A 25,470-nucleotide genomic window follows, 5' to 3' on the forward strand; every position below is an offset into this window, starting at 1 on the left:
AACCGCCGATCCACGAGTACCTCAGGACGGGAAGGGACAGTCATGTCCGTCGACTCCAGCAACTTCGTCCGGGCCATGGCACGGGTGCCCGGACCCGTGACCATCGCCACCACCGCGGACCCGGCCGGAAGACGATGGGGCTTCACCGGAAGCTCCTTCAGTTCGCTCTCCCTGGACCCGCCCCTCGTACTGATATGCCTCGACAAGACGGCCAGCACCCACGAGGCCTTCAGCCGAGCCGACCGCTTCCTCATCAACGTGCTCGCCCAGGAACAGGCCGACGTCGCCCTCCGGTTCGCCCGATCCGGTGTCGACCGGTTCGAAGCCGGTGACATGGTGCCCTGCGAGTTCGGACTTCCCGGGCTCGAGGACGCGGCGGCACGCGTCGCGTGCTCCATGCACGACGTCCTGGACGGCGGAGACCACAGCATCCTCGTCGGCCGTGCCGAAGCGACGTACGTGGGCGAGGAGCGCGTTCCACTGGTCTACAGTGATCGCGCCTTCGCCCGACCGGTCACCGACCACTTGGCCGGTGCCCGCTGACCCCAGCCGTCAGCCGTCCGCACCGGGACGGACGGCACCGGCCGGCCGGCTGATGAAGAAGACCCGCATCGCGATCCTCGGCACGGGCCACGTCCACCTGCGCGACCACCTCGCCGTCATCGAGCGGGATCCGGAAGCCGAGCTCGTGGCGGTCCACGACGGCGCGCCGGTCACCGGTGCGAGCCGCCCCTCGGCGGCGCGGCCGTCGCCCTCCGCCGAGCAGGCGCTGGAGTTCGCCGACGCGGCGGTCATCGCCTCCACCACCGCGGAGCACCGGCGACTGCTGGAGCTGACCACGGCGGCCGGGGTGCCCGCGCTCGTGGAAAAGCCGCTCGGCACCACCGCGCGGGCCGCGGCCCGTCTGACGCCCTTGCTGGCGACGACCACCGTCCCGTCCACCACGGCCATGTTCCTGCGCTGCGCTCCGGCCCTGCGTCGCGTGCGTACCCTCCTGACGCAGGGCGCACTGGGGCCGGTGGCGCACGTGCACGCCCGCTTCACCCATCCGGGACTCCTCGACGGCGTCTTCGCCGGCGACGCCGCGTGGATGCTCACTCCTGAGCACGGTGGCACGGGCGGCTTCGCCGACCTGGGCATCCACCTCATCGACCTGCTGAGCTGGCTCGCTCCCCGCCAGCGCCTCCAGGTGCGCGGAGCCGAACTCACACGCCGTCACGGCTGCCGACTCGACGTCGGCGGCCTGGCACTCCTGACCTGGGGAGGCGCGCCGGTCTCGCTCCACGCGGGGTGGACCTCCCGTCCGGGCGGTTTCCTGCTGCGGGTCGAGGGCGAACAGGCCACGGTGGAGGTCGGCGCACAGGGAACCGAGTTGTCGGTGGTGACGGGCCGTGCCGTACGCGGACACCACGAGCGGCACCCGCCCATCCGTGCGGGCGCGGCACTCGAGGCCTTCCTCGACAGCCTCAGGGCCCGGAGCCGATGGGATGCGCCCACGCCGGCGGACATCGAGAACACGGCAGTACTCCTCGACGCCGTTCACAGGGCCGCTGTCGCACCCCGCTGAGAGAACCGTCCGGTGAACAGCACGCCGCACGGGTCCCCGCCTGCCTGCTGTCAGAGGGCCGGGACGGAGACACCCACGCGGCGCACGGCCCGCGCCAACGGGACGAGATCAGGGCGGCATCCCGCTTCGCTCAGGCCCTGGCGTATCGCCTCGGACACGGGAACCCGCAGTTGCCCGGCCAGGGCACGCCCGGCCGGTGTGAGCGCCGGGCAAACAGCCCGGCGGTCCACCGCGCAGTGGGTGCGCGTCACCAGTTCCCGTTCCTCGAGCCGGCCCACGAGCCGTGCGACAGCGCTGGGGCTGAGGGCCACGGCATCGACGAGCTGCTGCATTCGTGGGGCGCCGCCGTGCTCGTGGCGCAGCAGCGCGAGGAGCACGGTGAACTCGTGCACGCTCAGGGCGCACCGCTCGCGCAGGGCCGTGCGCACCGCCGCTTCGAGGCGGCCGTGCAGCGCCACGACGGCCTGCCGGCCGGGCTCGAACGCGCCTGGTGACATGGGCCGGCCAGTCTCCCGGAGCACGGCTAGGACGTCACGGAGGCCCTGTCCGACTCGTCATCGAGCCGGGCGCCCTCGATGACGGCGTCGAGCAGTCCCGGGTAGCGGGTGTCGAGGTCCTCGCGGCGCAGGGACAGCAGGTTCTCCCGGCCGGAGGGCCGCTGCCAGATGACGCCGCTGTCACGCAGGACGCGCCAGTGATGCGTCATGGTCGACTTGGACACGCCGTCCAGGATGCTGCCGCAGTTGTGCTCCTCCCCGTCGTTCAGCACGCGAACGACGGTCAGACGCATGGGGTGGCCCAGCGCGGTGAGGACGGCCTCGATCCGGATCTGATCGCGATCGGGGTGACGGGAGATCATTGTTCAACTGTACCGCGACAGTCGTCGAATATGACCTTCCGGACGGATGCGGGCGACTGCGGTGGCCCGGGCACGGTGGCCGGGTCGCAGGCGGAAGCGGGAGTTCCCCGACTTGCCAAAGTCGCAGTGAGGGATGCGGGCCGCATTGCGGACCCTACGACTGTACGTAAGGATACGAACAGTCGTAATCGCAGGGCTGCCCGCCCATGACCGAAGAGGGGCTGACCACTCATGTCCACTTCACCCACGCTGCCGACAGGCGCACCTGCCTCGCGGCCGCAACGACTGGGCTGGAGTCTGGCGCTGCTGGCCCTGGCGCAGCTGATCTTCTCCCTCGACCTGAACATCGTCTTCGTGGCACTGCCCGACATCGGATCCGACCTCGGCTTCCCCGGGCAGACCCAGCAACTGGTCGTCAGTGCCTACGTCGTCTTCGCGGGCGGATTCCTGCTGCTGGGCGGCCGCGCGGCCGACCTCCTCGGCCGACGCCGGATGTTCGTCCTGGCCCTGACCATCTACGCCGTCTCGTCGCTGGCCGGCGGGCTGGCCGAGAGCCCGGCCGTCATCATCGCCGCACGCGCCGTGCAGGGAATCGGCGGCGCACTGCTGCTGCCCTCGACGCTCTCCCTGATCAACACGCTGTTCGAGGAGGGCCCCAAGCGCAACAAGGCCCTCGCCGTGTGGGGTGGGGCGGGTGCCAGCGGGCTGACCGTCGGTGCGCTCCTCGGCGGCGTCCTCACCGAAGCCTTCGGCTGGCCGGCCGTCTTCTACGTCAACGTGCCGCTGGCCGGCGCCGTGGCCCTGGCCGCGCTCGCCGTCATCCCCCGGGACGCGCAGCGCACCGAGAAGCGCAGGTTCGACCTGCCCGGCGCACTGACCGCCACCGGCGGCTCCACCCTCCTGGTCTTCGCCCTGGTCCAGGGACCCGAGCGGGGATGGACCGACGCGCTCGTGATCGCCGCGTTCATCGTGTCCGTCATCCTGCTCGTCGCCTTCGCCGCGGTCGAAGGGCGCAGCAAGGATCCGCTGATGCCGTTCCGGCTCTTCCGCAACCGCAGCCTGAGCGTCGGCATCACGGTGACCTTCCTCTACATGGCCACCTTCGGCACCCTGCCGTACTTCCTGACCGTCCTGATGCAGAACGTCCACGGCTACAGCGCCCTGGAGACCGGGCTGGCCTTCCTCGTCCCCTCCGTGGCCATCGCCACCGGAACACAGCTCGGTGAACGACTGACCACCCGGCTGGGGACCCGTACCACCCTGATCGCGGGCTTCGCCCTCGGCGCCGTCGGCACCGCCGTCCTCGCCCTGGGCTTCGACGCCGACGCCACCTACGCGACCGCGCTGCCGGGTCTGATCCTGTCCGGCGTCGGCCAGGGCATCGTCTGGACGGCCATGTGGATCGCCGCCTCCACCGGCGTCGCCCCCAACGAGCAGGGCATCGCCAACGGCATGGCCTCCACGACCCTCAACATCGGCAACGCCATCGGCCTGGCGGTCCTGACCGCCATCGCCGACGCGGGCACCGACGGCAAGGTGGGCGATGCCCTCAGGCATGCCACCGCCGACGGGGAGTTCGTCGTCGTCCTGCTCACCGCGGCGGGCATGGTGATCGGGCTTCTGATCACGATGGGTCTGCCGCGCAAACCCGCCGCACCCACCCGGTCCGCCGCGGAGGACTCCGTCCTCACGGTGCGGTGAGCGGCTGAAGCAGGGGACTCGTGCCGGTCATCCCCCGCCCGGCGCGAATCCGATGCCCGCTCACCAAGCTGCCTCCAGGAGCCTTCGGGTTCCTGGAGGCAGCTCCTCGTCGGCCCCGGCCCTCAGACGTGCAGTTCGGGGGGAAAGCCCGTCCAGCGCAGCTCGGCGGGCAGGTGCCGCATGTCGTTGGACAGGAGGACGGAGGCGGCTCGGCCGGGCGCGTAGCGGATGACGGTGAGCGCCGCGTTGGCGTGGTTGAGGCCCAGCCACCGCCACTTCGGTGCGTGCAGGGCGTCGCGGACGAGCCAGGCGATGAGGAAGTTGTGGGTGACGACCAGCTCGTGCCGGTCCCGGTCGCCGTCCGTCACCACCCCGGCGAAACGGCGCAGCGCCTCACGGGCGAGCGCGGGGCCGTGTTCGCGCTCCTCGTCCGAGGCGTCGGCCAGGAAGTCCAGGTAGAAGTCCGCCGACTCGGCCGGGAGCTCGTCCCGTTCCGGTAGGTGCGGCACGTAGTCACCGGCGATCTCCGACCCGCACACGGTGACGCCGTCCAGTTCGTCCGCGACCAGGCGCGCGGTCTCGGCCGCCCGCGGCAGGGGGCCGTGGTGCACGGCGGTCAGCGGTACGTCGCTCAGGCGCCGGCCGAGCAGGGTCGCCTGCCGTCGACCGGCGTCCGTCAGCCCGCTCTCGTCCGGTGCGGCCTCGCCGTGCCGCGCGAGATAGAGGTAACGGGTGGCCGTGCCGGTCATCCGGCAACTCCTCGGGGCGCGCTGGGGATCTCGTGTCGGGGAAGGACGCCCGACCCCGCGCCCCGGTTCCCCGCACGTCGCGCGAGCCGCACGACTGCCGTCCCGCGGTCGCGTCAGCGCACGACCTCGGCCCAGACCACCTTGCCGGTGTCCGTCCACCGCACTCCCCACCGGCTGGTGAGCCGGTGCACCACGTGCAGGCCGCGGCCCCCGTCGTCGAGCGGCCCGCCCCGGCCCAGCCGCGGTCTGCCGTTGCCGGTGTCGCCGACCTCGCACAGCAGGCCCGGACCGGCCCTGATCAGCCGGACCGTGATGGGGCCGCCGGCGAACCGGACCGCGTTGGTGACCAGCTCGCTGACCAGGAGCAGCACGCTGTCCCGGGTGCTGTCCCTGGTGCGCCACTGCCGCAGCAGCGCGGCGACCAGCGCGCGGGCCCGCGCGGCCGCGTCGTCGCGGGCGGGCAGCCGCCAGGTAGCGGTGTCCCCCTTGCGGTAGCCGATCATGCGGGCCAGCAGCAGGGTCACGTCGTCGCGCTGGCGCGTCGGCATCACCTCGGAGACCACCCGCCGCGCGGCCTGTTGCAGCGTGTCCCAGGGGTGCACCGCGGACACGGCGTCCGCCAGCCTGCCGATGCCCTCGTCGATCGGCACGGCCGGGTCCTCGACCAGGCCGTCGGTGTAGAGGGCGAGCAGGGACCCCGGGGGTGCGACGAAGGTGTGCACGCCGAACGGCTCCCGCAGCGCGAACTCGGCGCCCAGACCGGGGTGCGGGCGGACCGGAAGGGGGCCGGCGTGTCCGTCGGGCGACACCAGGATCGGCGGCAGGTGGCCCGCGCTGGACAGCACCACTCGGTGGCTGACGGGGTCGTAGACGGCGACGCAGCAGGTCGAGCCGAGGGCGCTGTAGCCGGCCGCCAGTCCGGACTCCGCGTCGTCCAGCAGCGTCACCGTCTCGTCCAGGTGCTCCAGCACCTCGTCGGGCGCCAGGCCCGCGGACAGCAGCGCGCGGGCCTCCATGCTCAGCTGGCCCATGGTCGCCGCCGCCCCCAGCCCGTGCCCGACGACATCGCCGACGACCAGCGCGGTACGGCCGTCCGGCAGCGGAAAGCTGTTCACCCAGTCACCGCCGACGCCCGCGCTGTCGGGAGTGGCGGGCTGGTAGACGCTGGCGGTCTGCACGGTTGACCCGCCGGAGCGCGGCAGCAGCCGGCGCTGGAGGGCCAGCACCTGGGTGTGCTCGCGCTGGTGCTGGCGCGCCAGGTCCACGTGGTGGGAGGTTCTGGCCACCAGTTCCTGGAGGTCGAGCAGCTCGCTGTCGGCGAAGGGACGGTCCGCCCGCCGCCAGACCTCCGCCACGCCCAGGACGACGGGGGGATCGCCCTCCAGGACCAGCGGGACGCACGCCACCCCCGCCGACCGGTCCCCGGGCACCAGGGCACGCACCAGCCGCGGGCTGCCGAGGACCCGCTCGATCGCCTCGCGGTCGGGCAGGACGATGGACTGGGGGGCGTCGGCGCGGCGTATCGCCTGCGACAGCAGACGACTGGCGTCGCTGGGCAGATCCTCACCCAGAGCCACATAGCCCTCGGGCCACGCCCGGTCCGGCACCAGCGCCGCCCGCCGCAGCCGGATGCGGCCCTGCGCCCGCTCGGTGACCCCCTCGCCCGTCCACACGGCGAAGTCGAGATCGACGGCGGCCACGTCCCCCCACGCCAGCAGCGACTCCGCCAGCGACTGCGCCGTCTCGCCGATGTCCAGCGACGTGCCGATCGCGGTCTCGGCGGCGTACAGGTGCAGCCTCCTGGCCATGGCGATGACGGAGACGGTCAGGCCCTCCTGGGGCGCCGCCGCGGGCAGGATGCTCATCGAGACGACCAGCTCCGAGCCGTCGCGGCGCCGCAGGCGCTGGACCCGGGCCACGTGCGCCTCGCCGGTCTCGAGGACCTGCCGCAGCCGGCGGGTGACCGTCGGAACGTCCCCCCGGGGCAGGAGATCGACGAACGGGCTCCCGATCACCGCGTCCAGCCCGGCGAAGACGGGGGCTTCCAGATTGCGGTGGGTGACCCTCAGCTCCCGGTCCACATTGACCGCACCGAGGATCTGCTCCGCCCGGCCCCCTGCCGGATGCCCGTGCTCCGGCCGACCCCCCGCGGGGTCGCCCCGCGCCTCGGCAGAACCGGCCGCCGCCGCTCCGCCACGCGGGATGTAGCGCCCGAGAGCGCTGCTGACCAGGTCGAACGGCGACGAGGACGAAGGGGAGGGTGTGGAGTCCATGCGGCTCCCTCAGCTCGCTCGCCAACCCCGGCACAGTGCCGGGGCCGTACTCGAACCCGTGCGGAAGGGCCCCCGAGACCCCGACCGCACACCCCATTCAATAACACCGGCGGACGCTTCGCCCACATCAGCGGACCGCACGGCGGTCACGGAGGGTGACCGGTCGGGTGGCTAGAGCCACTCCCCTTCCAGGGCGGTGGCCGTGAGGCCGGGGGCGGCCGCGTAGAGGACGGCACGGCTGCCCGCCTGCTGCCCCGCGTCGTGCGCCCGGCGCAGGATGTCGAAGACGGCGGCGCCCCCGCGGTTGCCGCTGGTGTAGCTGTCCCGGCTGTACTCCAGGAGCCCCGACGGCCACGCGTCGGGCATCGTCTGCTCCATGTACTCCAGCACCCGGGTCCCGCCGGGGTGCGCGAGCAGGACGTCGGGGTGCCAGGAGGCGGGGTCGTCCTCGTAGCGGACGCGGAGCCACTCCCACATCGCGGTGACCGTCTCCTGCACCGCTCGCGGACCGCGCCGGTCCATCACGAAGTGGGTGCCGTCCGCCCGCGTCTCCAGCCGGTGCAGGTCCCGTGTGCCCGGCAGGGTGTGGTGCCAGGCGGCGTCCAGCCGGAGCACCGACTCGCGCCTCGGGCGGCCCGTGACCACCGCGGCGACCGCGGTGTCCGCGAACAGCAGCCGGACGATCAGGGACTCCAGGGTGTCGTCGGCGGGCTGGTAGGTCGTACTCAGCGCCTCGGAGATCACGACCAGGACCACCCGGTCGGGGTCCGCCGCCACGAGGTCCGCCGCCAGCGCCAGGGAACGGGTCCCGGCCACGCAGGCCCACTGGGTGGCCGGCAGCAGCATGGCATCGCCGCGCAGCGGCAGCCGGTTGGCCAGGGCCACGTCGAGGCCGGGCAGCGCCGGGGTGGTGGAGTTGCTGGTGATCAGGCAGTCGACGTCCGCGGCGTCCAGCCCGGCGATTTGCAGGGCCCCGCGCGCCGCGCGTTCCCCGTAGGACTGGACGGCCTCCCAGGCCGGGGCGGTGCGTTCCTGGACGGTCTGGGACGCGGGCGCCGACCCGAGGGCGGCGATCACACGGTCCGCGTCCTGCTCGCCGAACCCGTGGCGGGCCAGCGCCTCGCGGGCGGCCTCCGGACCGGCGGTCCCCAGGACGCCGCCGTGGCCGGGTGCGACGGCGGCCTCCAGCGGAAGCATCCAGCCGCGGGACTCGATGCCCGTACTGGCGGCGATGCCGTCGATCCGCGGCGCCCACGCCGCGTCCGGGTGCCGGTCGCGTACTTCGGCCACGATGTCGCTGGTCTTCACGGAGTGCTCGCCGTGTATCACGGCGGGAGCGCACAGGTAAGCGGCCACGATCGGCACCTTTCTACGAATTCCGCAGTGAGCGGGGGCGCAGCTGAGGAAGGGGAACGGTGGGGGAGGGAGGGGGGAGAAGGAGGCAGAAGAGGCAGCAGGAAGGGGCGGCGTCACGAGCGCTGTGGCATGGCTCACTTGACCGCGGCGCGGCCAAGTCGACGACGCTGTGCGCGACTTCGCGCGGCGCCTCTCACATCGAGCATGGCCGCGAAAGGGGCATTTCCGCAGTGACCCACGCAACGTGGGCGACTGCGGGATGAGTGAGACGGCGCACACGCCGAAGGCCGCCCCGACGGCGAGCGGCTGCGCCCCGGGCTAGCGGGCGGGCCGGTGAAGTGCCGTGATGCCGGCCAGGACGAGGCTGATCCCGGCGAGGAACTGCTCGCGGTCGTCGTGACCGCGCACCTGGTCCGCCACGGCCCGGGTGAACGGGTACGCGTCCGGGTCGAGCCCCTCCCACGCCGTCGACACGGTGCCGAGGAACTCGTCCCGGTCCACGTCGCTCCCCGACGGGCCCGCGTGGGCGGCGCTCGCGGAGTTCACGGCGTTCTGGCCGGCGGCGCCGAGGATGTAGTGCATCAGTGCCGAGGACGCCGTGAACCAGTGGGCCTCGGGCACACCCATCGCCTGGACCTGGCGGCCGAGGCTCTCGAAGATCCGGGGCGCCACCGTCCCCCAGGGGGTGCGGGACAACTGCGTCGCGAGCTGCGTGGCCAGCCACGGGTGCGCCTCGGTCGCGTCGAACAGGCCGAGCGCGACGGCACGGACGGCGTCCTGGGGCGAGTCGGCGGTGCCGGCGGGCCCGGCGGTCACCGCGGCGGTGACGACCGCGTCCGTGGCGGCGCCGAGCAGTTCTGTCTTCCCCGTGATGTGCCAGTAGATCGCCCCGGGGCCGGTCGAGAGGCGCTCGGCCAGCGCGCGGAAGGTGAGGCCGCGCTCGCCCACGGTGTCGAGCAGTTCGACGGCGGCGGTGACGATCCGCTCCCGCGAGAGGGGTTCCTGCCGCCGTTCAGGGCGGCGCGACCTGGGTGCCATGCCCTTCATCCTAGACCTCCTGGAACGTCGTTCCAGCTTGACAGCGACTGGAACGGCGTTCCACCCTAGAAGTACTGGAACACCGTTCCAGACCCAGTCGGTCCCGTCGGCTTCCCGGTCCGCGGGGGCCGCGATCAGGAGGTATGGCCATGACCACGCACGTCACGATCGTCGGCGCCGGACTCGGCGGCCTCACGCTCGCCCGCGTCCTGCACGTCCACGGAATCCCGGCCACGGTCTACGAGGCCGAGGCCTCGGCGGCGGCCCGCGCCCAGGGCGGGATGCTCGACATCCACGACCACAACGGCCGGACGGCGCTGCGCGCCGCGGGCCTGTCCGAGGAGTTCCGCGGTCTCGTCCTGGAGGGCCGGCAGGCGACGCGGGCCCTCGCGCCGGACGGGACGGTCCTGTTCGAGGAGGGCGACGACGGCACGGGCGGCCGCCCCGAGGTGATGCGCGGTGAACTGCGGCGGATACTGCTCGAGTCGCTCCCGCCCGGCACCGTCCGCTGGGGGCACAAGGTCCGCGCCGTCCGCTCCCTGGGCGGCGGCGGCCACGAGGTGGAGTTCGCGGACGGCGGCTCCGTCGTCTCGAGCCTGCTGGTCGGCGCGGACGGCGCCTGGTCCCGGGTGCGTCCGCTGCTGTCCGGCGCCGCACCCGAGTACGTCGGCATGTCGTTCGTCGAGACCTTTCTGTTCGACGCCGAGGTCCGGCACCCGGCGACCGCGAAGGCGGTCGGCGACGGTGCGATGCTCGCCCTCGCGCCGGGGAAGGCGATCCAGGCCCACCGGGAGAGCGGCGGGACTCTGCACGGCTACGTGGCCCTGCGCAAGCCGCGGGAGTGGTTCGACGGCATGGACCTCGCCGAGGCGGCGGGCGTCGCGCGGGTGGCGCGGGAGTTCGCCGGATGGGCGCCGGAGTTGACGGCGATGATCACCGACGCCGACACCGCGCCGGTCGTGCGTCCGCTGTACACCCTCCCCGCCGGGCACCGCTGGGAGCGGGTGCCCGGCGTCACCCTGCTCGGTGACGCGGCCCACCTCGTGCCGCCGTCCGGCGAAGGCGCCAACCTGGCCATGTACGACGGCGCCGAACTCGGCAGGGCTCTCGCCGCGCACCCCGGCGACGTGGAGGCCGCGCTCGCCGCGTACGAGCGGGACTTGTTCCCGCGCGGTGCGGCGGAGGCCGCCGAGGCGTCCCGGCTGCACGCCCTGATGTTCGGCGACGACACACCGCACGGCCTGATCAGGATGTTCGCCGGCGGGGAGTAGGCGGCGGTGCGGCGGTCCCCGGGGTGACCACCGCTCCGCGCCGGTCGGGCGGGCCCCGCCTCAGACGGACGTCGGCGTGTCCGTGGGCATCGGCCCGGTGACCGCTCGGCCGCCGGCCCCTCTGCGGGGGCGCAGGCGCGAAGCCAGACTCCAGCGGCCCGGGCCCAGGGCGGCGACCAGGAGGAAGGACCAGCAGAACATGGCCGCCGACTCCCCGCCGTTCTCGATGGGGAAGAGTCCGTCGGGCTGGTGCTCCACGAAATAGGCGTACGCCATGGACCCGGAGCACAGGACGGCCGCGGTGCGGGTGACGAGGCCGCACAGGACCAGTGTGCCGCCGACGAGTTGCACCACGGCGGCCCACCAGCCGGGCCACTCGGCGACGTCGGGTGCGGCGCCGTGCGGGCCGCCCAGGACGTCGAACAGGGTGGCGGCTCCGTGGCAGGCGAACAGCAGGCCCACGACGATGCGGAAGAGCGCGATCACGTGCTCCCTGCGTTTCTCCAACGCTTCCAACGGTGGTGCTCCTCTCTTGCGCAGCGGCCGCGGATCGGGACCGGGCGGCCGGTGGGGATGGTGCGCAGCACGGGGGCTGGGTCCGAGGGCGTCCCGAGGGAGGGGGGAGACGCACGACCCATTCGACTTTTAACCATCACGACGACCCTTGTCTAGACCAATAGCGCAACGAGTTGCGCACGCCGGACGTCCCGTCAAATCCCCTTCACTGCAAGCTGGTTGATGTTGCGCGAGCCCTTGACCGCACCGGGTTTGCCGCTATGGTCTAGGCCTGAACACGTCAGGTCTAGACCTGTATCGGAGGGCTGGCGGGTCACGCCGGTGGGCACCGCGCACACCTTCACCTGGCACCACACGGCGCGGCACGCCACCGCCGACTGGCAGTACTTCATCGGCAACCAGAAGATTGGCGGGGCGAGGAGCCCGGCACCACCGGCGAATGGGGCGTCTGGGAAGACCTCGGAGCCTGCGCGACCGCGTGAGCGCGACGGCCGGCGCGCACCGACCGCGGCGCGCGCCGGCCCCCCGCGCCTCCCGGCGCCCGCCGCTGACGAACGGGGCCGCTTTTCTGGAAAGCCGGTAAAATAATTCAAAAGCGGGAAGGGGGCCGTGATGGACCCGTGGCTGATCTGGCTGATCATTTCGGCGGTCCTGATCGTGGCGGAGATCTTCACCCTGACCGCCGCGCTCGGAATGCTGGGAGCGGCCGCTCTCATCACGGCGGGATCCGCGGCGGCCGGCCTTTCCACGCCTTTTCAATTCCTCGTGTTCACGGTCGTCTCCGCGATCACCCTCTTCTTCCTCCGCCCCGTCGCCCTGCGCCACCTCGTCCAGCCCCAGACCCAGCGGTTCGGGGTGGACGCCCTGGTCGGGCAGGCCGCGTACGTCCTTTCCGAAGTGACCGGAAGAGAAGGCAGGGTCCGTATCGGCGGCGAGGAATGGACGGCCCGTTCCTACGACGAGACGCTGGTGATTCCCCCGGGCGCGACCGTCGACGTCCTGGAGATCAGCGGCACCACCGCATTCGTCTATCCCCGGGAGTGACCATGGAAGCCTCGGCGTTCCTCATCGCCGGTGTGATCGTCGCGCTTCTCGCGGTTTTCACCGTGGTGCGGGCGGTGCGCATCGTGCCGCAGGCGCGCGCCCGAAACGTCGAACGGCTCGGCCGCTACCACCGCACGCTGAAACCCGGGCTCAGCGTGGTCATTCCGTACATCGACCGGGTCTATCCGGTGATCGACCTGCGCGAGCAGGTCGTTTCCTTCAAGCCCCAACCGGTCATCACCGAGGACAATCTGGTCGTCGAGATCGACACCGTGCTGTACTTCCAGGTCACGGACCCGCGTGCGGCCTTCTACGAGATCGCGAACTTCCTCCAGGCGGTCGAGCAGCTCACCGTCACCACCCTGCGCAACGTCGTGGGATCCATGGACCTGGAGAAGACCCTCACCTCGCGCGACACCATCAACAGCCAACTGCGCGGGGTGCTCGACGAGGCCACCGGCAAATGGGGGCTGCGGGTGAACCGGGTGGAGATCAAGGCGATCGACCCGCCGCAGTCCATCAAGGACGCCATGCAGAAGCAGATGCGGGCCGAGCGGGACAAGCGGGCCGCGATCCTCGGCGCGGAGGGCCAGCGGCAGTCGCAGATCCTCACCGCCGAGGGCGACAAGCAGGCCGCCGTCCTGCGCGCCGAGGGCAACCGCACCGCCGAGATCCTGAAGGCGGAGGGACAGTCCCGGGCCATCGACGAGGTCTTCCAGGCCGTCCACCGCAACGACCCCGACCCCAAGCTCCTCGCCTACCAGTACCTCCAGGTGCTGCCCCAGCTGGCGCAGGGCTCGGGCAGCACGTTCTGGGTCATCCCCAGCGAAGTCACCTCCGCCCTCCAGGGAGTCTCCCGCGCCTTCACCGAGGCGCTGCCGCAATCGCCGGCCACCCGGGAGAGCCCCTCGGACGACGGAGCCGCCCAGGCGGCCAGCGACACGGCGCAGGCCGCCGAGGCCGCGGCACAGGCCCTCGCCGACGCGGCCAGGGCCAACGGCGTGCCCACCGAGGCGATGCGGCCGGCGCCCGTCGCCGAGGACCGCTGACACCCCCCAGCTCATTGCGAGGCCCCCATGTTCGATGTGCCCTTCTGGCTCTGGGTGGTCTTCGCCGCCACCGTCGTCGTCTCGCTCGCCGTGGACCTGCTGGCACACCGCAGCGCCCACGTCATCGGCTTCAGGGAAGCGGCCGCCTGGAGCGGTCTGTGGGTGGGCCTGGCCCTCGCCTTCGGCGCGGTCGTCTTCCTCGTCCTCGGCAGCACGGCGGGCACCGAGTACACCACCGCGTGGCTGCTGGAGAAGAGCCTCTCGGTCGACAACCTCTTCGTCTTCGCCCTGATCTTCGCCTACTTCCAGGTGCCCCGTGCCTATCAGCACCGCGTGCTGTTCTTCGGCGTCATCGGCGCCCTCGTGTTCCGCGGCGTCTTCCTCGCCGCCGGCGTGGCCGTGGTCAACCGCTTCACCGCCGTGCTGTTCGCCTTCGCGGCCATCCTCTTCTACAGCGTCTACAAGATCCTCAAGGGCGAGGAGGAGAGCTTCGACCCCGGCAGGAGCTTCGCCGTGCGGCTGCTGCGCAAGTTCGTCCCCGTGCGGGACACCTACGCGGGTCAGAAGTTCTTCGTGAAGGAAGCGGGCAAGCACGTGGCGACCCCGTTGCTCGCCGTCGTCGCCGCGATCGAGGCGGCAGACCTGATCTTCGCCGTGGACAGCGTCCCGGCCGTGCTCGCCGTCAGCGACGACACCTTCATCGTCTACACCAGCAACGCCTTCGCCATCCTCGGCCTGCGCGCCCTCTACTTCATGCTGTCGGGGCTGCTGGAGCGCTTCCACTACCTGAGCACCGGCCTGGCGGTCATCCTCGGCTTCATCGGCGTCAAACTCATCCTCCAGGCGACGCACAAGATGGTCAGCCCCGCCGTGCCGGAGATCCCCTCCCCGGTGAGCCTGGCGGTCATCGTCGTGGTCCTGGCAATCTCGGTGACACTGAGCCTGCGCCGGCCCGCCGACGCGAAGGAGGGGAGGGACGGGGGAGACGGGACGGACGGGGAGGACGCGGACGCGCTGCGCGGGCCCTCTCCGCGTAAGGTAAAGTAAAGGCAAAGAACCGTTCAGCCGGTCTCACGAGCGTGGGTGTGGTCACCATGAGCAGTCACACGCAGAAGACGAGAAGGCCGCGACAGGTCGACGCGAAGTACGAGGAGATCTGCCCGACCTGCGGCCACCGGGTCCCCGCCGAGATCCACCGGCACAAGACGCTGGGGATCAACGTCCCGGTCTGGGGCCCCGGCACCTGCCGGAACCCGGACTGCGGGAAACCCGACGGCGACACCGTCAGCCGACGGCCGGGCCCGTGATCGCACGCCCGTCGGCGTCGTAGGGCCAGACGTTGGTGCGGCAGCCGTGCAGGCCCTTGATCTGCTGCATCATCACCGGGGCCGGACGCCCGGCCCCGGGGCAGCCCTCATGGCCGTGGCCGAGGAAGTGCCCCACCTCGTGGTTGATGATCAGCGCCCGGTACGACGTCACGTCGTCCGCGTAGTACTGCGTGGCCAGCAGCCACCGCTTGAGGTTGACCATGACGTCCTGGCCCACGTTGCAGTTGACCTCGCCGCCGGTGTCCAGGCCGTACTGACCGCAGATGTCGTCCACCGTCCCCGCCGTGGCGAGCCGTACCCGGAAGTCGGACGCGCCCCCGGACACCCGCCGGAACCCGACCTTCCCGTCGGCGGTCCAGCCCCGCTCGTCGGCCAGAACGCGTTCCACCTCGGCCGCGACGTCCGGCGCCGGGATCCCGATGCCGTCCTCGACCTGCACCACGTACGTCAGCGTCCGCCCGCTGCCGCCGACCAGGTCACCGCCGCCGCCCGCGGTGGCGAACGTCCCAGGTCCGGACGACGGAATCGAGTCGGGGTCCGGTTTCTCCTCCGTCCCCTTCCCGTCCTTCCCCTTGCCCTTCTCCTTCTCCTCCTGTGCTTCCTTCTCCTTCGTCGGCGCGGCCGTGGAACCCTCCTCCGTCGCCCCGGCCAGGGGCGCCTCGCCCCCCGGGGCCGACGAGGACGCACCGGCCGTGTCGGACGAGCCGCCGGAGGGCTCCGTCGCGCCCCTGAGGGCCAGACCGCCGGCGAGCACCAGGACGGCCCCGGCCGCGAGCCCCGGCCACAACAGCCGGGGCCGGCCGCCGCGTCGGCGGCGGGAGCGGCCGTCGCGGCGTCGGCGGCCCGCGGTGGCGGAGGACGGTGGGGGAGTCGGTCGGCGGCGCTCGTTCATGATCACAAAGCCTGCCGGGGCCGTGTGATCGTCCGTGGACGGCTTTTGGACCGCTGTGTAACAGCCGTCACCCGGCCGTGGTCCGCCGCCCGCCCACCCCCATACTGAGGTCCATGCCACGGGTCCTGATCATCGAAGACGACCGCGCCGTCCGGGACGGCGTGCGACTGGCCCTGCGCCGGCAGGGGCACGAGGTCGCCGCGGCCGCGACCGGCGAGGACGGGCTCGAGCAGCTCCGGTCGTTCCGGCCCGACGCCGTGGTCCTCGACCTGATGCTGCCGGGCATGTCCGGCCTGGAGGTGTGCCGCCGCATACGCGCCCACGACCAGGTGCCGATCATCATGGCCACCGCACGCGGCGACGACACCGACATCGTCGTCGGCCTGGAGTCCGGCGCCGACGACTACGTCGTCAAACCGGTGCGCGCCCGCGTGCTGGACGCACGCATACGCGCCGTGCTGCGCCGCGTGGGCGGCACGACGGACGACCAGGGCACACCGCGCACCGAACACCACGGCGACCTGGTCATCGACCGGGCCGGGCTGACCGTCACCCACCAGGGACGGCCCGTCGCCCTCGGCCCCTCCGAACTGCGGCTGCTGCTCACCCTGTCCGCCTCGGCCGGGCAGGTGTTCAGCCGCCAGCAGCTCCTGGAAGCCGTGTGGGAGCACAACTACCACGGGGACGCACGGCTCGTGGACGCCTGCGTCAAGCGACTGCGGTCCAAGATCGGTGAGCCGTCGGGCAGTCCGCGCTACGTCCACACCGTGCGCGGCTTCGGCTACCGTTTCGGGCCCCGGTGAGAGTTCCCCGGGTACTGCGGGCGCTGATGGGGCTGCGCCTGCGGCTGGTGGTGACCTTCACCCTCGTCGCGGTCGTGGCCACGGTGACCACCGGCGCGCTGACCTTCCGCGAGGCACGGACCGGGGTCCTGCAACAGAGCCAGGACACGGTGATCGAGGAGTTCCGGCACCGCGTCAACACCCTGGTGCCCAACTACCGGTTCCCGCCCGACGCGGCCGCCCTCGAGTCGTTCGCCGACGACGTGTCCAGGGGCGGGCGGTCCCAGCCGTGGCGGGTACTGGTCGCCTACCGGGAGGCGAGCGCCACGTCCGTGCCCGGGGACACGTTCGCGGAACTGTCCCCGGCGATGCGCGAGTCCGTGCGCTCCCGCCGGGCCACCGTGTTCCAGCGGGTGTCGCACGACGGCCACTCCTCGCTGGTCGTCGGCATGCCCGTCACCTTCGCCGGCCAGTACAGCACCGAGCGGAGCGCCTCCGGACTCGAGGTCTACCTCACGGTGCCGCAGCGCGAGGAACAGGGATACGTCGACGCGCTGGTCACCGCCATCGAACGGGCCACCGTACCGGCCCTGGTGCTGGCCGTCCTGATCGCCCTGCTGGCCGCTCGCGGCGTACTGCGTCCGGTGCGGGCGCTGCGCCGGGCGACCCGGAGCATCGCCGAGGGGCGCCTCGACACCCGGCTCGCGGTGCACGGCTCCGACGAACTGGCCGATCTGTCCCGCACCTTCAACGAGACCGCCGCGGCACTGGAGGGCTCGGTCGCGGAACTGCGGCGCATGGAGGCCGGCGCCCGGCGCTTCGCCGCCGACGTCTCCCACGAACTGCGCACCCCGCTGGCGGCGATGTCGGCGGTCACCGACGTGCTGGACGAGGACGCCGCCGGACTGGACGAGGACACCGCGACGGCCGTACGCCTGATCAGCACGGAGACCGCGAAACTGGCCGAGCTGGTGGACGACCTGATGGAGATCTCGCGGTTCGACGCGGGCGCGGCCGCCCTGCACCTGGACGAGATCGACCTCGCCGAGTCCCTGCGGCGCACGCTCGCCTCGCGCGGCTGGCAGGACACCGTGGAGACCGGCCTGCCGGAACCGGGGGAGCTTCGCGGCCGCGTCGACCCGCGCCGCCTCGACGTGGTCGTGGCGAACCTCGTCGCCAACGCCCTGAGGCACGGCGCGCCCCCGGTCCGCCTGGACCTCCGCGCCCAGGACGACCCCCGCGCCGGACGACAGGCGGTCGTCACGGTCCGCGACGGCGGGGACGGCATCCCCGAGAACGTCCTGCCCCATGTCTTCGACCGCTTCTACAAGTCGGCCGACGCCCGCGCCCGGAGCGAGGGCAGCGGCCTCGGCCTGGCCATCACCACGGAGAACGTACGCCTGCACGGCGGTACCGTCCGGGCGGCCAACCACCCGGAGGGCGGCGCCGTCTTCACGGTCGTCCTGCCGCTGCGGCCGGACGCGGCGGAGGACCGGACCCCGCCCCCGCAGAAGGAGGACCGCACATGAAACCGTCGGCGCGCGCCTTCCCGCTGCTGCTCGCCGCGCTGCTTCCGCTCTCCGCGTGCGGCATCCCCGAGACCGGAGTGGTCGAGGCGGGCGAACCCGCGACGGGCGTCCTGGACCCGGGCGTCACGTCCGCGCCGTCGGAGTCCGTGCCCGAGGCGGTGCCCCTGGTCAACGTCCCGCTCTACTTCGTCGAGGGCGGGGCCCTGGTCGCGGTGGACCGCACGGTGCCGGGTTCGACCGACCTCGGCAGCACCGTGCTCATGCTGTTCAAGGGGCCCGACGACAAGGAGCGCGGGAGGGGGCTGACCACCGAACTGCCGCCCGCCGCCGAGGCCCCCACCATCCGCACCGACGGCACCGGCGTCAACGTCCAGCTGCCGCGCGGTGCCGGAAGCCTCAGTGACACGGCCGTCGACCAACTGGCCTGCACCGTAGCCGTGGCCCGGCTGCGCCAGGACCCGGCACTGGGGAGCGCGCAGGTGACGGTGGAGCAGCCCGGCGGCCGGCTGGCGGGCCGCTCCAGCGAGGACTGCCCGGTGGACGCGGCGACCCGCAGGACACCCTCGAAGCCCGGGACCGCCGAGACCGGGGCGGACCCCGGCACCGGCACGGCCGTCGGCGGCACCGGCGGCTGACGGCCGACAGCCGACGGCCGGTGGCCGGCGGCTCACAGGCAACCCCAAGGATCTCCCTCCCCTCCTCCAACCGGGGGCGCCCGCACGGGCGTTCCCCCGGACCGAGGCACCACCGAGGTACTGAGGAGCGGATTCTTGATACGTGCTCGAACGCTGTGGGCCGCCGCGACGGCGGCCCTGACCCTGGTGGGCGTCGCACCCGCCGCGGCCCAGGCCGCACCGCAACCACCCGGCGGCGCCACCTCCGTGCGGGCGGCACCGACCGGCACCGCCGACCTGCCGCCCGGCTGGCGGATCACCGGCAACGGTACGGCGAGAGCCCTGGAGTGGCGCTCCCCGCGGGCCGTTCCGCCCGGTGACGCACGAGTGGAGTTCCACTCCGGCGGCCGCCTGCTGGGCGTACCCGAACCGGACCGCGACGGCAGGACCTTCCGCTTACCGCTGGACGCGACCCGAGCGGCCGCACCGCACGGGCTGACCGGCCTCCAGGTCCGCGCCGCCGGCCGCCGGCTGGACCGGGAACCGGGCGCCGCCGCCCGGCAGCGCCGCCCCGCCGAAGCACCCCCGGCCAAACTCCCGCCCCGACTCCCCGCCGGCACCGTCGACCCGGGCCGGCCCGGCCGGTACGACACCACCACCGGCGAGTACACGCTCGACCCGGTCCGGCTGCCCGGCCTGTCCGCGCCGGTCGAGATGCGCGGCCTGGTCGTCGCACCGAAGGGCACGACCGGCAAGCGCCCCCTCGCGCTCTTCCTGCACGGACGGCACGCCACCTGCTACGTCCCCGGCCAGGGCGAGGAGTCCGTCACCATCGACTGGCCCTGCGCCGACGACGCGAAGCCCATCCCCAGCCACCGCGGCTACCGCCAGGACCAGGAACTGCTGGCCTCCCAGGGCTATGTGACCGTCTCGATCTCCGCCAACGGCATCAACGGCCAGGACGGCGCCCTCGAGGACGGTGGCGCCCAGGCACGCTCGTCACTGGTGCGCGCGCACCTGGCCCGCTGGGCCGACTGGGCCGCCAAAACCTCCGCCGCTCCGGACGCCGTGCGCCGCGGCCCGAAGGCCGACCCGTCCCGCGTCCTGCTCGTCGGCCACTCCCGCGGCGGCGAGGGCGTCGACCGGGCGGCCATGGACAGCCTGTACCCGCCGCCCGCCGACCAGGACGGCACACAGGGACGGGCCCGCTGGACCATCCGCGGCACCGTACTCGTCGGCCCCACCGCCTTCGGCCAGAACCCGGTGCCCGACGTGCCGTCCCTGACCGTCCTGCCGGGCTGCGACGGCGACGTCTCCGACCTCCAGGGGCAGCTCTACGTCGACGGCACCCGAGGGGTGAGCCGGGGCCGCGCGCTGCACAGCGCGGTCCACATCACGGGCGCCAACCACAACTACTTCAACAGCGAGTGGACACCCGGCCGGGCCGAGGCCCCCGCCTCCGACGACTTCTGGGAGGACCCCGAGGACCCCGACCCGGTCTGTTCCATCGACAGCCCCACCCGGCTCACCGCAGGGCAGCAGCACCGGGCCGGCGCGACCTACATCGCCACCGCCGCCCGGCTGTTCGTCGCCGGTGACGACCGGGTGCGCGAGCTGATCGACGGCACGGGCCGCCGCGCCCCCTCGGCCGACCCGGCGCGGGTGCTGACCCACGCGGTCGGCGCCGGCCGCGGCGCCGGGTTCCTGCCGGACGACGGCCTGCGGGTGACCGGCGGCGGACACCTGTGCTCCGCCGTCGACCCCGACCCGGGCGCCGCCTGCCTCGGCGAGGACGCGCGCGGCTCCTCACCGCACTTCGCGTACTGGCTCCCGGACCGCGAGAGCGGCCGCGGCGCGGTCGCCCTGGACTGGTCCGCGCCCGGCACCGCGACCCGCATCCACCCCGGCGCCCCCGTCTCCCTGAAGGGCGCCAAGAGCCTCGCCCTGCGCGTCATCGTGCCGCCGGGCAGCACCGGCACCCGGCTCGACGTGTCCGTCACCGACGCCGCCGGCCGGCGCGCCACCCTCGGCGCCGTCCGCGCCGACGGCCTCCCGGGCAGCGAACGCACCGCGTCCTACTGGGCGCAGGAACGACGCGTACCGCTCACCGCAGCCACCCGCGCCGGAGTCGACCTGCGCCGCGTCACCACGCTGGAACTGACGCCGCGCTCCCGGGCGGGCACGGCCTGGCTGATGGACGCCCACGCCTGGCAGCCGGGCACGCCCGCGGTGCGACCGGCCCCGCTGGCCCGCGTCGACGTCGGCCGGACGACGGTCGAGGAGGGCGACTCCGGCGTGCGCACCTATCGCGTGCCAGTGCGGGTCTCCGGCAAAGGCACCGGCACGGTCCGGATGTACGTGATGGATCCGTCGGGCTGGGGAGCCGAGGAGCGTCTGGTCACCGTGCGTTCCGGGAGCCCCTTCACCGATGTCGCCGTGAAGGTGACGGGCAATCAGCGGTACGGCGGCAACACCCACCACAACCTGCTGGTCAAGGCGGTACACGGCTCGGTCGTAGGCTCCTACGCCGGTGGCGTGTCGGTCGAGGAGGACGACCCGATGCCGGAGATCCGCGTGACACCCGTAGCGGACGAGGTCACCGAGGGGCAGCCGCTGCGCTGGCGGGTCTCCCTGTCGGAGCCCGCCGACGTGGACCTCGGCACGGTGCTGGTGCCGGTCCCCGACGGCTCGCGTCCCGAACTGTCCACCAAGGACGTCGACCAGGACTGGCTCCTGGAGACGGTCGGGGAGGTCCCCGACGAGGAGGTCCCGCTGTCTCGGCTGGACTACTTCGCGCTCTGGGCCTCGGTCCCGCCCGGCGAGACGGACGCCGAGGTGACGGTGCCCACCGTCACCGACGAGGTCGCGGAGCCCACGGAGTACCTCGGGCTGCGCAACACCGACGACGGGGGCGAGCCGCAGGGCCCGGTGCTGACCGGCACCGTGCTCGACGCCTCGTAACCCGGCCCCCGCGCGCGGGTGCGGCCCGGCACCGTCCGGTCCGCACCCGCCCGCCCCGGTGACCCATCCGCCGGACCCCGGCACCGGCCTCGGCGTGGTCGTACGTCTGCGCCTATGGCGCCTGGGTACTCTCCGCCGCATGGCGGTGGACAGAAGGACCGGGCCGCCGCGCCGGACACCGGCTCGGCAGCGGACGAACCGCACGCTGGGCCGGGCGCTGGTGCGGTGGGCCACGACGACCGATCACAAGGTGATCGGTCATCTCTACCTGGCGACGTCGTTCGGCTTCTTCCTCCTCGGCGGCGTCCTGGCCATGCTGATGCGCAGCGAACTCGCCCGGCCGGGATTGCAGTTGTTCAGCAACGAGCAGTACAACCAGCTGTTCACCGTGCACGGCACCATCATGATGCTGCTGTTCGCGACCCCGCTGTTCGCCGGATTCACCAACGTCATCATGCCCTTGCAGATCGGCGCCCCCGACCTGGCGTTCCCCCGCCTGAACGCGCTCTCATACTGGATGTACCTGTTCGGCGGCCTGATGGTGGTGGCGGGCTTCCTGACACCCGGGGGAGCGGCCTCGTTCGGCTGGTTCGCCTACGCGCCGCTGAACAGCGCGACCTTCAGTCCGGGGCCGGGCGGCGACCTGTGGACCATGGGCCTGGTGGTGAGCGGCGTGTCGACCACGCTCAGCGCCGTCAACTTCATCACCACCATCATCTGCCTGCGCGCCCCCGGCATGACCATGTTCCGGATGCCGATCTTCACCTGGAACATCCTGTTCACCTCGATCCTGGTGCTGCCCGCCTTCCCCGTGCTCACCGCCGCGCTGCTGATGCTGGAGGCCGACCGGAAGTTCGGCGCGCACGTCTTCGACGCGGCCAACGGCGGGGCGCTGCTGTGGCAGCACCTGTTCTGGTTCTTCGGCCATCCCGAGGTGTACATCGTGGCGCTGCCGTTCTTCGGCATCGTCACCGAGATCATCCCGGTCTTCAGCCGCAAGCCGATCTTCGGCTACGTCAGCCTGGTCGGCGCCACCATCGCCATCACCATGCTCTCCGCGGTGGTGTGGGCCCACCACATGTTCGCCACCGGCGCCGTGCTGCTCCCGTTCTTCTCCCTCATGTCGTTCCTCATCGCGGTGCCGACCGGGGTGAAGTTCTTCAACTGGATCGGCACCATGATGCGCGGCTCGCTCTCCTTCGAGACCCCCATGCTGTGGGCGTGCGGCTTCCTGGTGACGTTCCTGCTCGGCGGCATGAGCGGCGTCCTCATCGCCTCACCTCCGCTCGACTTCCATCTGACGGACTCGTACTTCATCGTCGCCCACCTGCACTACGTGCTGTTCGGCACGGTCGTCTTCGCGATGTTCGCCGGCTTCTACTTCTGGTGGCCCAAGTTCACCGGCAAGATGCTCGACGAACGCATCGGGAAGATCCACTTCTGGACGCTCTTCGTCGGCTTCCAGACCACCTTCCTCGTCCAGCACTGGCTCGGCGAGCAGGGCATGCCGCGGCGCTACGCCGACTACCTGGCCGCGGACGGCTTCACCACGCTGAACACCATCAGCTCCATCGGCGCCTTCCTCCTCGGGCTGTCCACCCTGCCGTTCCTCTACAACGTGTGGCGCACCCACCACTACGGGACGAAGGTCGGGCAGGACGACCCCTGGGGCTACGGCCGTTCCCTCGAATGGGCCACCAGCAGCCCGCCGCCGCGCCACAACTTCACGTCGCTGCCCCGGATCCGCTCCGAGTCCCCGGCGTTCGACCTGCACCACCCCGACGTCAGCCGACACGATCAGAGGCATGTGCAGTGAGGACCGAATCCCGTCTGTTCACCGGTGTCGCGGTCTTCTTCGGCGCCGAGGCGGCGCTCTACGGCTGGTGGTCGCGCGAGCCCGCCGGCACCGCCGCGCTCGTCCTCGCCTTCCTGATGGCCTCGCTCGTCGGGTTCTTCCTGCGCGTGCAGTACCGCAGGCGCGGGCTGCGGGCCCAGGACCGCGGGGAGGGCGAGGCCGCCGACACGGCGGGTCCGCTCGACTTCTTCCCGCCGCACAGCGCCTGGCCGATCACCATCGCGCTGGCCGCCGCGGTGCTCGCGTTCGGTATCGTCTTCGGCCTGTGGCTGGCCCTGATCGGCTTCGGCCTGCTCGCCATGGGCGTCTGCGGACTGGTCTTCCAGTACGCGGACCGCGGCGTTCAGCGCTCCGGCTCGCCCGAGTAGGAATCCCGTCCCGCCGCTTCCGCGGTCGCTGCCGCCTCCGGCGCCGACCCCCGCCCCGTCTCCGCTCCCGGGTCCTTCTCCTCGACGTCGACCCGGTCGCCGTAGTACCACTCGCTGAGCGTCGCGCGCAGGCGGCCCACGTGCGGGGCGTCGCCCTCCTTCGGGGACGGCGCGAGCGGCTCGGGCTGCCTGCGCGATCGCAGCACGTAACGCTCCTCGGGGTCGAGGGGCCCGTGACGCTCGGCGTAGCCGCCCGCGAGGGTCTGGTGCACCTCGCCCGTCTCCTCGCCCTCGGCCAGCCGCTCGCGGTCGTGCTCCTGGAGCGCCAGGCAGACGCGCTTGGTCGCGGCGAAGGCCAGCGGCGGCGCCAGCACCAGGGACACGCGGAAGATCCAGGTGAGCAGGTTCAGCGACACGTGGAAGGTGTGGGCGAGGATGTCGTTGCCGCCGGCCAGCAGCAGCACGCCGTAGAAGACGATCGCGGCGACGCCGAGACCGGTGCGTACCGGCTTGTCCCGGGGGCGGTCGCACAGGTGGTGCTCCTCGTGGTCGCCCGTCACCCACCGCTCGAAGAAGGGGTAGGCGTACAGCACCGCGAACAGGGCGCCCGGCAGCAGCACCGCCGGCACCAGCACGTTCCACATGACGGTATGGCCCGCCACCGCCGTCTCGAACGGCGGCATCAGCCGCAGCGAGCCTTCCAGGAACCCGACGTACCAGTCCGGCTGCGAGCCCGTGGAGACGATGTCGGGGCGGTAGGGGCCGTACGTCCAGATCGGGTTGATCTCGGCCACCGCCGCCAGCACGGTCAGGAGACCGAAGACCATGAAGAACAGGCCGGTGGAGTTCGTCATGAACTGCGGGAACAGCGGTTTGCCCACCGCGTTGCGGTGGGTGCGCCCGCGGCCCGCCCACTGGGTGTGCTTCAGGTAGAACACCAGGATCAGATGGAGCGTGACCAGCGCGACCAGCAGCGCGGGGAGCAGCAGGATGTGCACCGAGTACAGCCGCGGGACGATGTCCTCACCGGGATACTCGCCGCCGAACACGAACATGCTGACGTACGTCCCCACCACCGGGATGGACAGCATGATCCCCTGCGCGATGCGCAGCCCCGTCCCGGACAGCAGGTCGTCCGGGAGCGAATAGCCGGCGAAGCCCTCGGCGAGCGCCAGCACGAAGAGCGTGACGCCGATGAGCCAGTTCACCTCACGCGGTCGGCGGAACGCCCCGGTGAAGAAAATCCGCAGCAGATGCACCCCGATGGCGGACAGGAACACCAGCGCCGCCCAGTGGTGGACCTGCCGGATCAGCAGCCCGCCGCGGACGTCGAAGCTGATGTCCACCGTCGAGCGGTAGGCCTCCGACATACTCACCCCCAGCAGGGGCTCGTACGAGCCGTCGTAGACGACCTCCGTCATCGAGGGCTTGAAGAACAGCGTCAGCCAGACCCCCGTCAGCAGCAGCACGACGAAGCTGTACAGGGCGATCTCGCCCAGCAGGAACGACCAGTGCTCGGGGAAGGCCTTGCGCAGCAGCCGCCCGCCCTCGGAGACGGGAAACCGCCCGTCGGCCCAGTTGACGGTGTGTTCGCCCGCGTGACGGGCCCGCGCACCCGCGCGGGCCCTTCTCCTCTGCAACAGCACGGCGCATGGGTTCCCCGCCGCCGGTACCGGAAACTACGCTCCGCTCAGGTGCGGTCACCCTTCGGCTTGACC

General features: G+C 72.3%; 23 protein-coding genes. 14 read left to right on the forward strand and 9 right to left on the reverse strand.

Translation table 11 applies throughout. From position 1 onward, the window contains the following. Nucleotides 1-42 precede the first annotated feature (42 nt). Together B9W62_RS35985 and B9W62_RS35990 are read left to right on the forward strand one after the other, a co-directional pair. The gene (locus B9W62_RS35985; protein WP_087811093.1) at nucleotides 43-543 is read left to right on the forward strand and encodes a flavin reductase family protein; all 501 of its coding nucleotides are present in this window, start codon (nucleotides 43-45) and stop codon (nucleotides 541-543) included. Beyond that, nucleotides 533-1,567, forward strand: a complete 1,035-nt coding sequence (locus B9W62_RS35990) for a Gfo/Idh/MocA family protein (protein ID WP_143665494.1) — start codon at nucleotides 533-535, stop codon at nucleotides 1,565-1,567. Before B9W62_RS35985 ends, B9W62_RS35990 begins: the two co-directional genes overlap by 11 nt. A gap of 50 nt (nucleotides 1,568-1,617) precedes the next feature. On the opposite strand, the gene B9W62_RS35995 is transcribed toward B9W62_RS35990, so the two are convergent. Together B9W62_RS35995 and B9W62_RS36000 are read right to left on the reverse strand one after the other, a co-directional pair. Further along, nucleotides 1,618-2,064 carry a MarR family winged helix-turn-helix transcriptional regulator gene (locus tag B9W62_RS35995; RefSeq protein ID WP_143665495.1) on the reverse strand — a complete coding sequence of 149 codons (447 nt, stop codon included), beginning with the start codon at nucleotides 2,062-2,064 and terminating at the stop codon, nucleotides 1,618-1,620. 26 nt (nucleotides 2,065-2,090) lie between these two features. Further along, entirely contained in the window at nucleotides 2,091-2,426 is a 336-nt protein-coding gene (locus B9W62_RS36000; protein WP_087811096.1) for an ArsR/SmtB family transcription factor, read from the reverse strand. Between the two features lie 231 nt (nucleotides 2,427-2,657). Between B9W62_RS36000 and B9W62_RS36005 the strand changes: the two genes are divergently transcribed. Then, the gene (locus B9W62_RS36005) at nucleotides 2,658-4,127 is read left to right on the forward strand and encodes an MFS transporter (protein WP_179235838.1); all 1,470 of its coding nucleotides are present in this window, start codon (nucleotides 2,658-2,660) and stop codon (nucleotides 4,125-4,127) included. Between the two features lie 122 nt (nucleotides 4,128-4,249). On the opposite strand, the gene B9W62_RS36010 is transcribed toward B9W62_RS36005, so the two are convergent. From B9W62_RS36010 to B9W62_RS36025, 4 genes are all read right to left on the reverse strand, one after another. Next, nucleotides 4,250-4,876 (reverse strand): histidine phosphatase family protein, encoded by a 627-nt coding sequence (locus tag B9W62_RS36010; RefSeq protein ID WP_087811097.1) that lies wholly within the window; start codon nucleotides 4,874-4,876, stop codon nucleotides 4,250-4,252. A gap of 113 nt (nucleotides 4,877-4,989) precedes the next feature. After that, a complete protein-coding gene (locus B9W62_RS36015) occupies nucleotides 4,990-7,149 on the reverse strand; it encodes a SpoIIE family protein phosphatase (RefSeq protein ID WP_087811098.1) in 2,160 nt (719 codons plus the stop codon). 171 nt (nucleotides 7,150-7,320) lie between these two features. Further along, entirely contained in the window at nucleotides 7,321-8,505 is a 1,185-nt protein-coding gene (locus B9W62_RS36020; RefSeq protein WP_087812255.1) for a beta-ketoacyl-[acyl-carrier-protein] synthase family protein, read from the reverse strand. Between the two features lie 318 nt (nucleotides 8,506-8,823). Further along, nucleotides 8,824-9,543: a TetR/AcrR family transcriptional regulator gene (locus B9W62_RS36025; RefSeq protein WP_087812256.1), complete on the reverse strand. Its 720-nt coding sequence runs from the start codon at nucleotides 9,541-9,543 to the stop codon at nucleotides 8,824-8,826. A gap of 149 nt (nucleotides 9,544-9,692) precedes the next feature. Between B9W62_RS36025 and B9W62_RS36030 the strand changes: the two genes are divergently transcribed. Continuing rightward, complete coding sequence (locus B9W62_RS36030) at nucleotides 9,693-10,814, forward strand: FAD-dependent oxidoreductase (RefSeq protein ID WP_087812257.1); 1,122 nt, start codon at nucleotides 9,693-9,695, stop codon at nucleotides 10,812-10,814. A 60-nt stretch (nucleotides 10,815-10,874) separates the two neighbouring features. Here the strand turns inward: B9W62_RS36030 and B9W62_RS36035 are convergent, their stop codons facing one another. Beyond that, nucleotides 10,875-11,330, reverse strand: a complete 456-nt coding sequence (locus tag B9W62_RS36035) for a DoxX family protein (RefSeq protein WP_087811099.1) — start codon at nucleotides 11,328-11,330, stop codon at nucleotides 10,875-10,877. A gap of 612 nt (nucleotides 11,331-11,942) precedes the next feature. Here B9W62_RS36035 and B9W62_RS36045 point away from each other — a divergent pair. From B9W62_RS36045 to B9W62_RS36060, 4 genes are read left to right on the forward strand one after another with little or no spacing between them, the layout of a single operon-like run. Further along, a complete protein-coding gene (locus B9W62_RS36045) occupies nucleotides 11,943-12,374 on the forward strand; it encodes an NfeD family protein (protein ID WP_087812258.1) in 432 nt (143 codons plus the stop codon). A gap of 2 nt (nucleotides 12,375-12,376) precedes the next feature. After that, nucleotides 12,377-13,423 (forward strand): SPFH domain-containing protein, encoded by a 1,047-nt coding sequence (locus tag B9W62_RS36050; RefSeq protein WP_179235839.1) that lies wholly within the window; start codon nucleotides 12,377-12,379, stop codon nucleotides 13,421-13,423. Between the two features lie 27 nt (nucleotides 13,424-13,450). Continuing rightward, complete coding sequence (locus B9W62_RS36055) at nucleotides 13,451-14,470, forward strand: TerC family protein (protein ID WP_087811101.1); 1,020 nt, start codon at nucleotides 13,451-13,453, stop codon at nucleotides 14,468-14,470. A 47-nt stretch (nucleotides 14,471-14,517) separates the two neighbouring features. Next, entirely contained in the window at nucleotides 14,518-14,730 is a 213-nt protein-coding gene (locus B9W62_RS36060; RefSeq protein WP_087812259.1) for a hypothetical protein, read from the forward strand. Here B9W62_RS36060 and B9W62_RS36065 read toward each other — a convergent pair. Continuing rightward, nucleotides 14,708-15,643 (reverse strand): DUF3152 domain-containing protein, encoded by a 936-nt coding sequence (locus tag B9W62_RS36065; protein ID WP_087812260.1) that lies wholly within the window; start codon nucleotides 15,641-15,643, stop codon nucleotides 14,708-14,710. The two genes, B9W62_RS36060 and B9W62_RS36065, sit on opposite strands and share 23 nt — an antisense overlap. 113 nt (nucleotides 15,644-15,756) lie before the next feature. Here B9W62_RS36065 and B9W62_RS36070 point away from each other — a divergent pair, with 113 nt between their 5' ends. From B9W62_RS36070 to B9W62_RS36095, 6 genes are all read left to right on the forward strand, one after another. Next, the gene (locus tag B9W62_RS36070; protein ID WP_087811102.1) at nucleotides 15,757-16,446 is read left to right on the forward strand and encodes a response regulator transcription factor; all 690 of its coding nucleotides are present in this window, start codon (nucleotides 15,757-15,759) and stop codon (nucleotides 16,444-16,446) included. Between the two features lie 26 nt (nucleotides 16,447-16,472). Continuing rightward, nucleotides 16,473-17,954: a sensor histidine kinase gene (locus B9W62_RS36075; protein WP_179236183.1), complete on the forward strand. Its 1,482-nt coding sequence runs from the start codon at nucleotides 16,473-16,475 to the stop codon at nucleotides 17,952-17,954. After that, a complete protein-coding gene (locus B9W62_RS36080; RefSeq protein WP_087811104.1) occupies nucleotides 17,951-18,589 on the forward strand; it encodes a GerMN domain-containing protein in 639 nt (212 codons plus the stop codon). The genes B9W62_RS36075 and B9W62_RS36080 overlap by 4 nt, the downstream gene beginning before the upstream one ends. Nucleotides 18,590-18,724: 135 nt before the next feature. After that, nucleotides 18,725-21,529, forward strand: coding sequence for a hypothetical protein (locus tag B9W62_RS36085; RefSeq protein ID WP_087811105.1), 2,805 nt, complete (start codon nucleotides 18,725-18,727; stop codon nucleotides 21,527-21,529). Nucleotides 21,530-21,623: 94 nt separating this feature from the next. Next, nucleotides 21,624-23,345, forward strand: a complete 1,722-nt coding sequence (ctaD, locus tag B9W62_RS36090) for an aa3-type cytochrome oxidase subunit I (RefSeq protein ID WP_087812261.1) — start codon at nucleotides 21,624-21,626, stop codon at nucleotides 23,343-23,345. Beyond that, nucleotides 23,342-23,752 (forward strand): cytochrome c oxidase subunit 4, encoded by a 411-nt coding sequence (locus tag B9W62_RS36095; protein WP_087811106.1) that lies wholly within the window; start codon nucleotides 23,342-23,344, stop codon nucleotides 23,750-23,752. The genes ctaD and B9W62_RS36095 overlap by 4 nt, the downstream gene beginning before the upstream one ends. Here the strand turns inward: B9W62_RS36095 and B9W62_RS36100 are convergent. Then, nucleotides 23,728-25,398, reverse strand: a complete 1,671-nt coding sequence (locus B9W62_RS36100) for a cytochrome bc1 complex cytochrome b subunit (protein WP_087811107.1) — start codon at nucleotides 25,396-25,398, stop codon at nucleotides 23,728-23,730. The genes B9W62_RS36095 and B9W62_RS36100 overlap by 25 nt on opposite strands. Nucleotides 25,399-25,470: the final 72 nt, after the last annotated feature.

It is taken from the genome of Streptomyces sp. CS113 (genome assembly GCF_002188365.1).
Taxonomy (GTDB): domain Bacteria; phylum Actinomycetota; class Actinomycetes; order Streptomycetales; family Streptomycetaceae; genus Streptomyces; species Streptomyces tendae.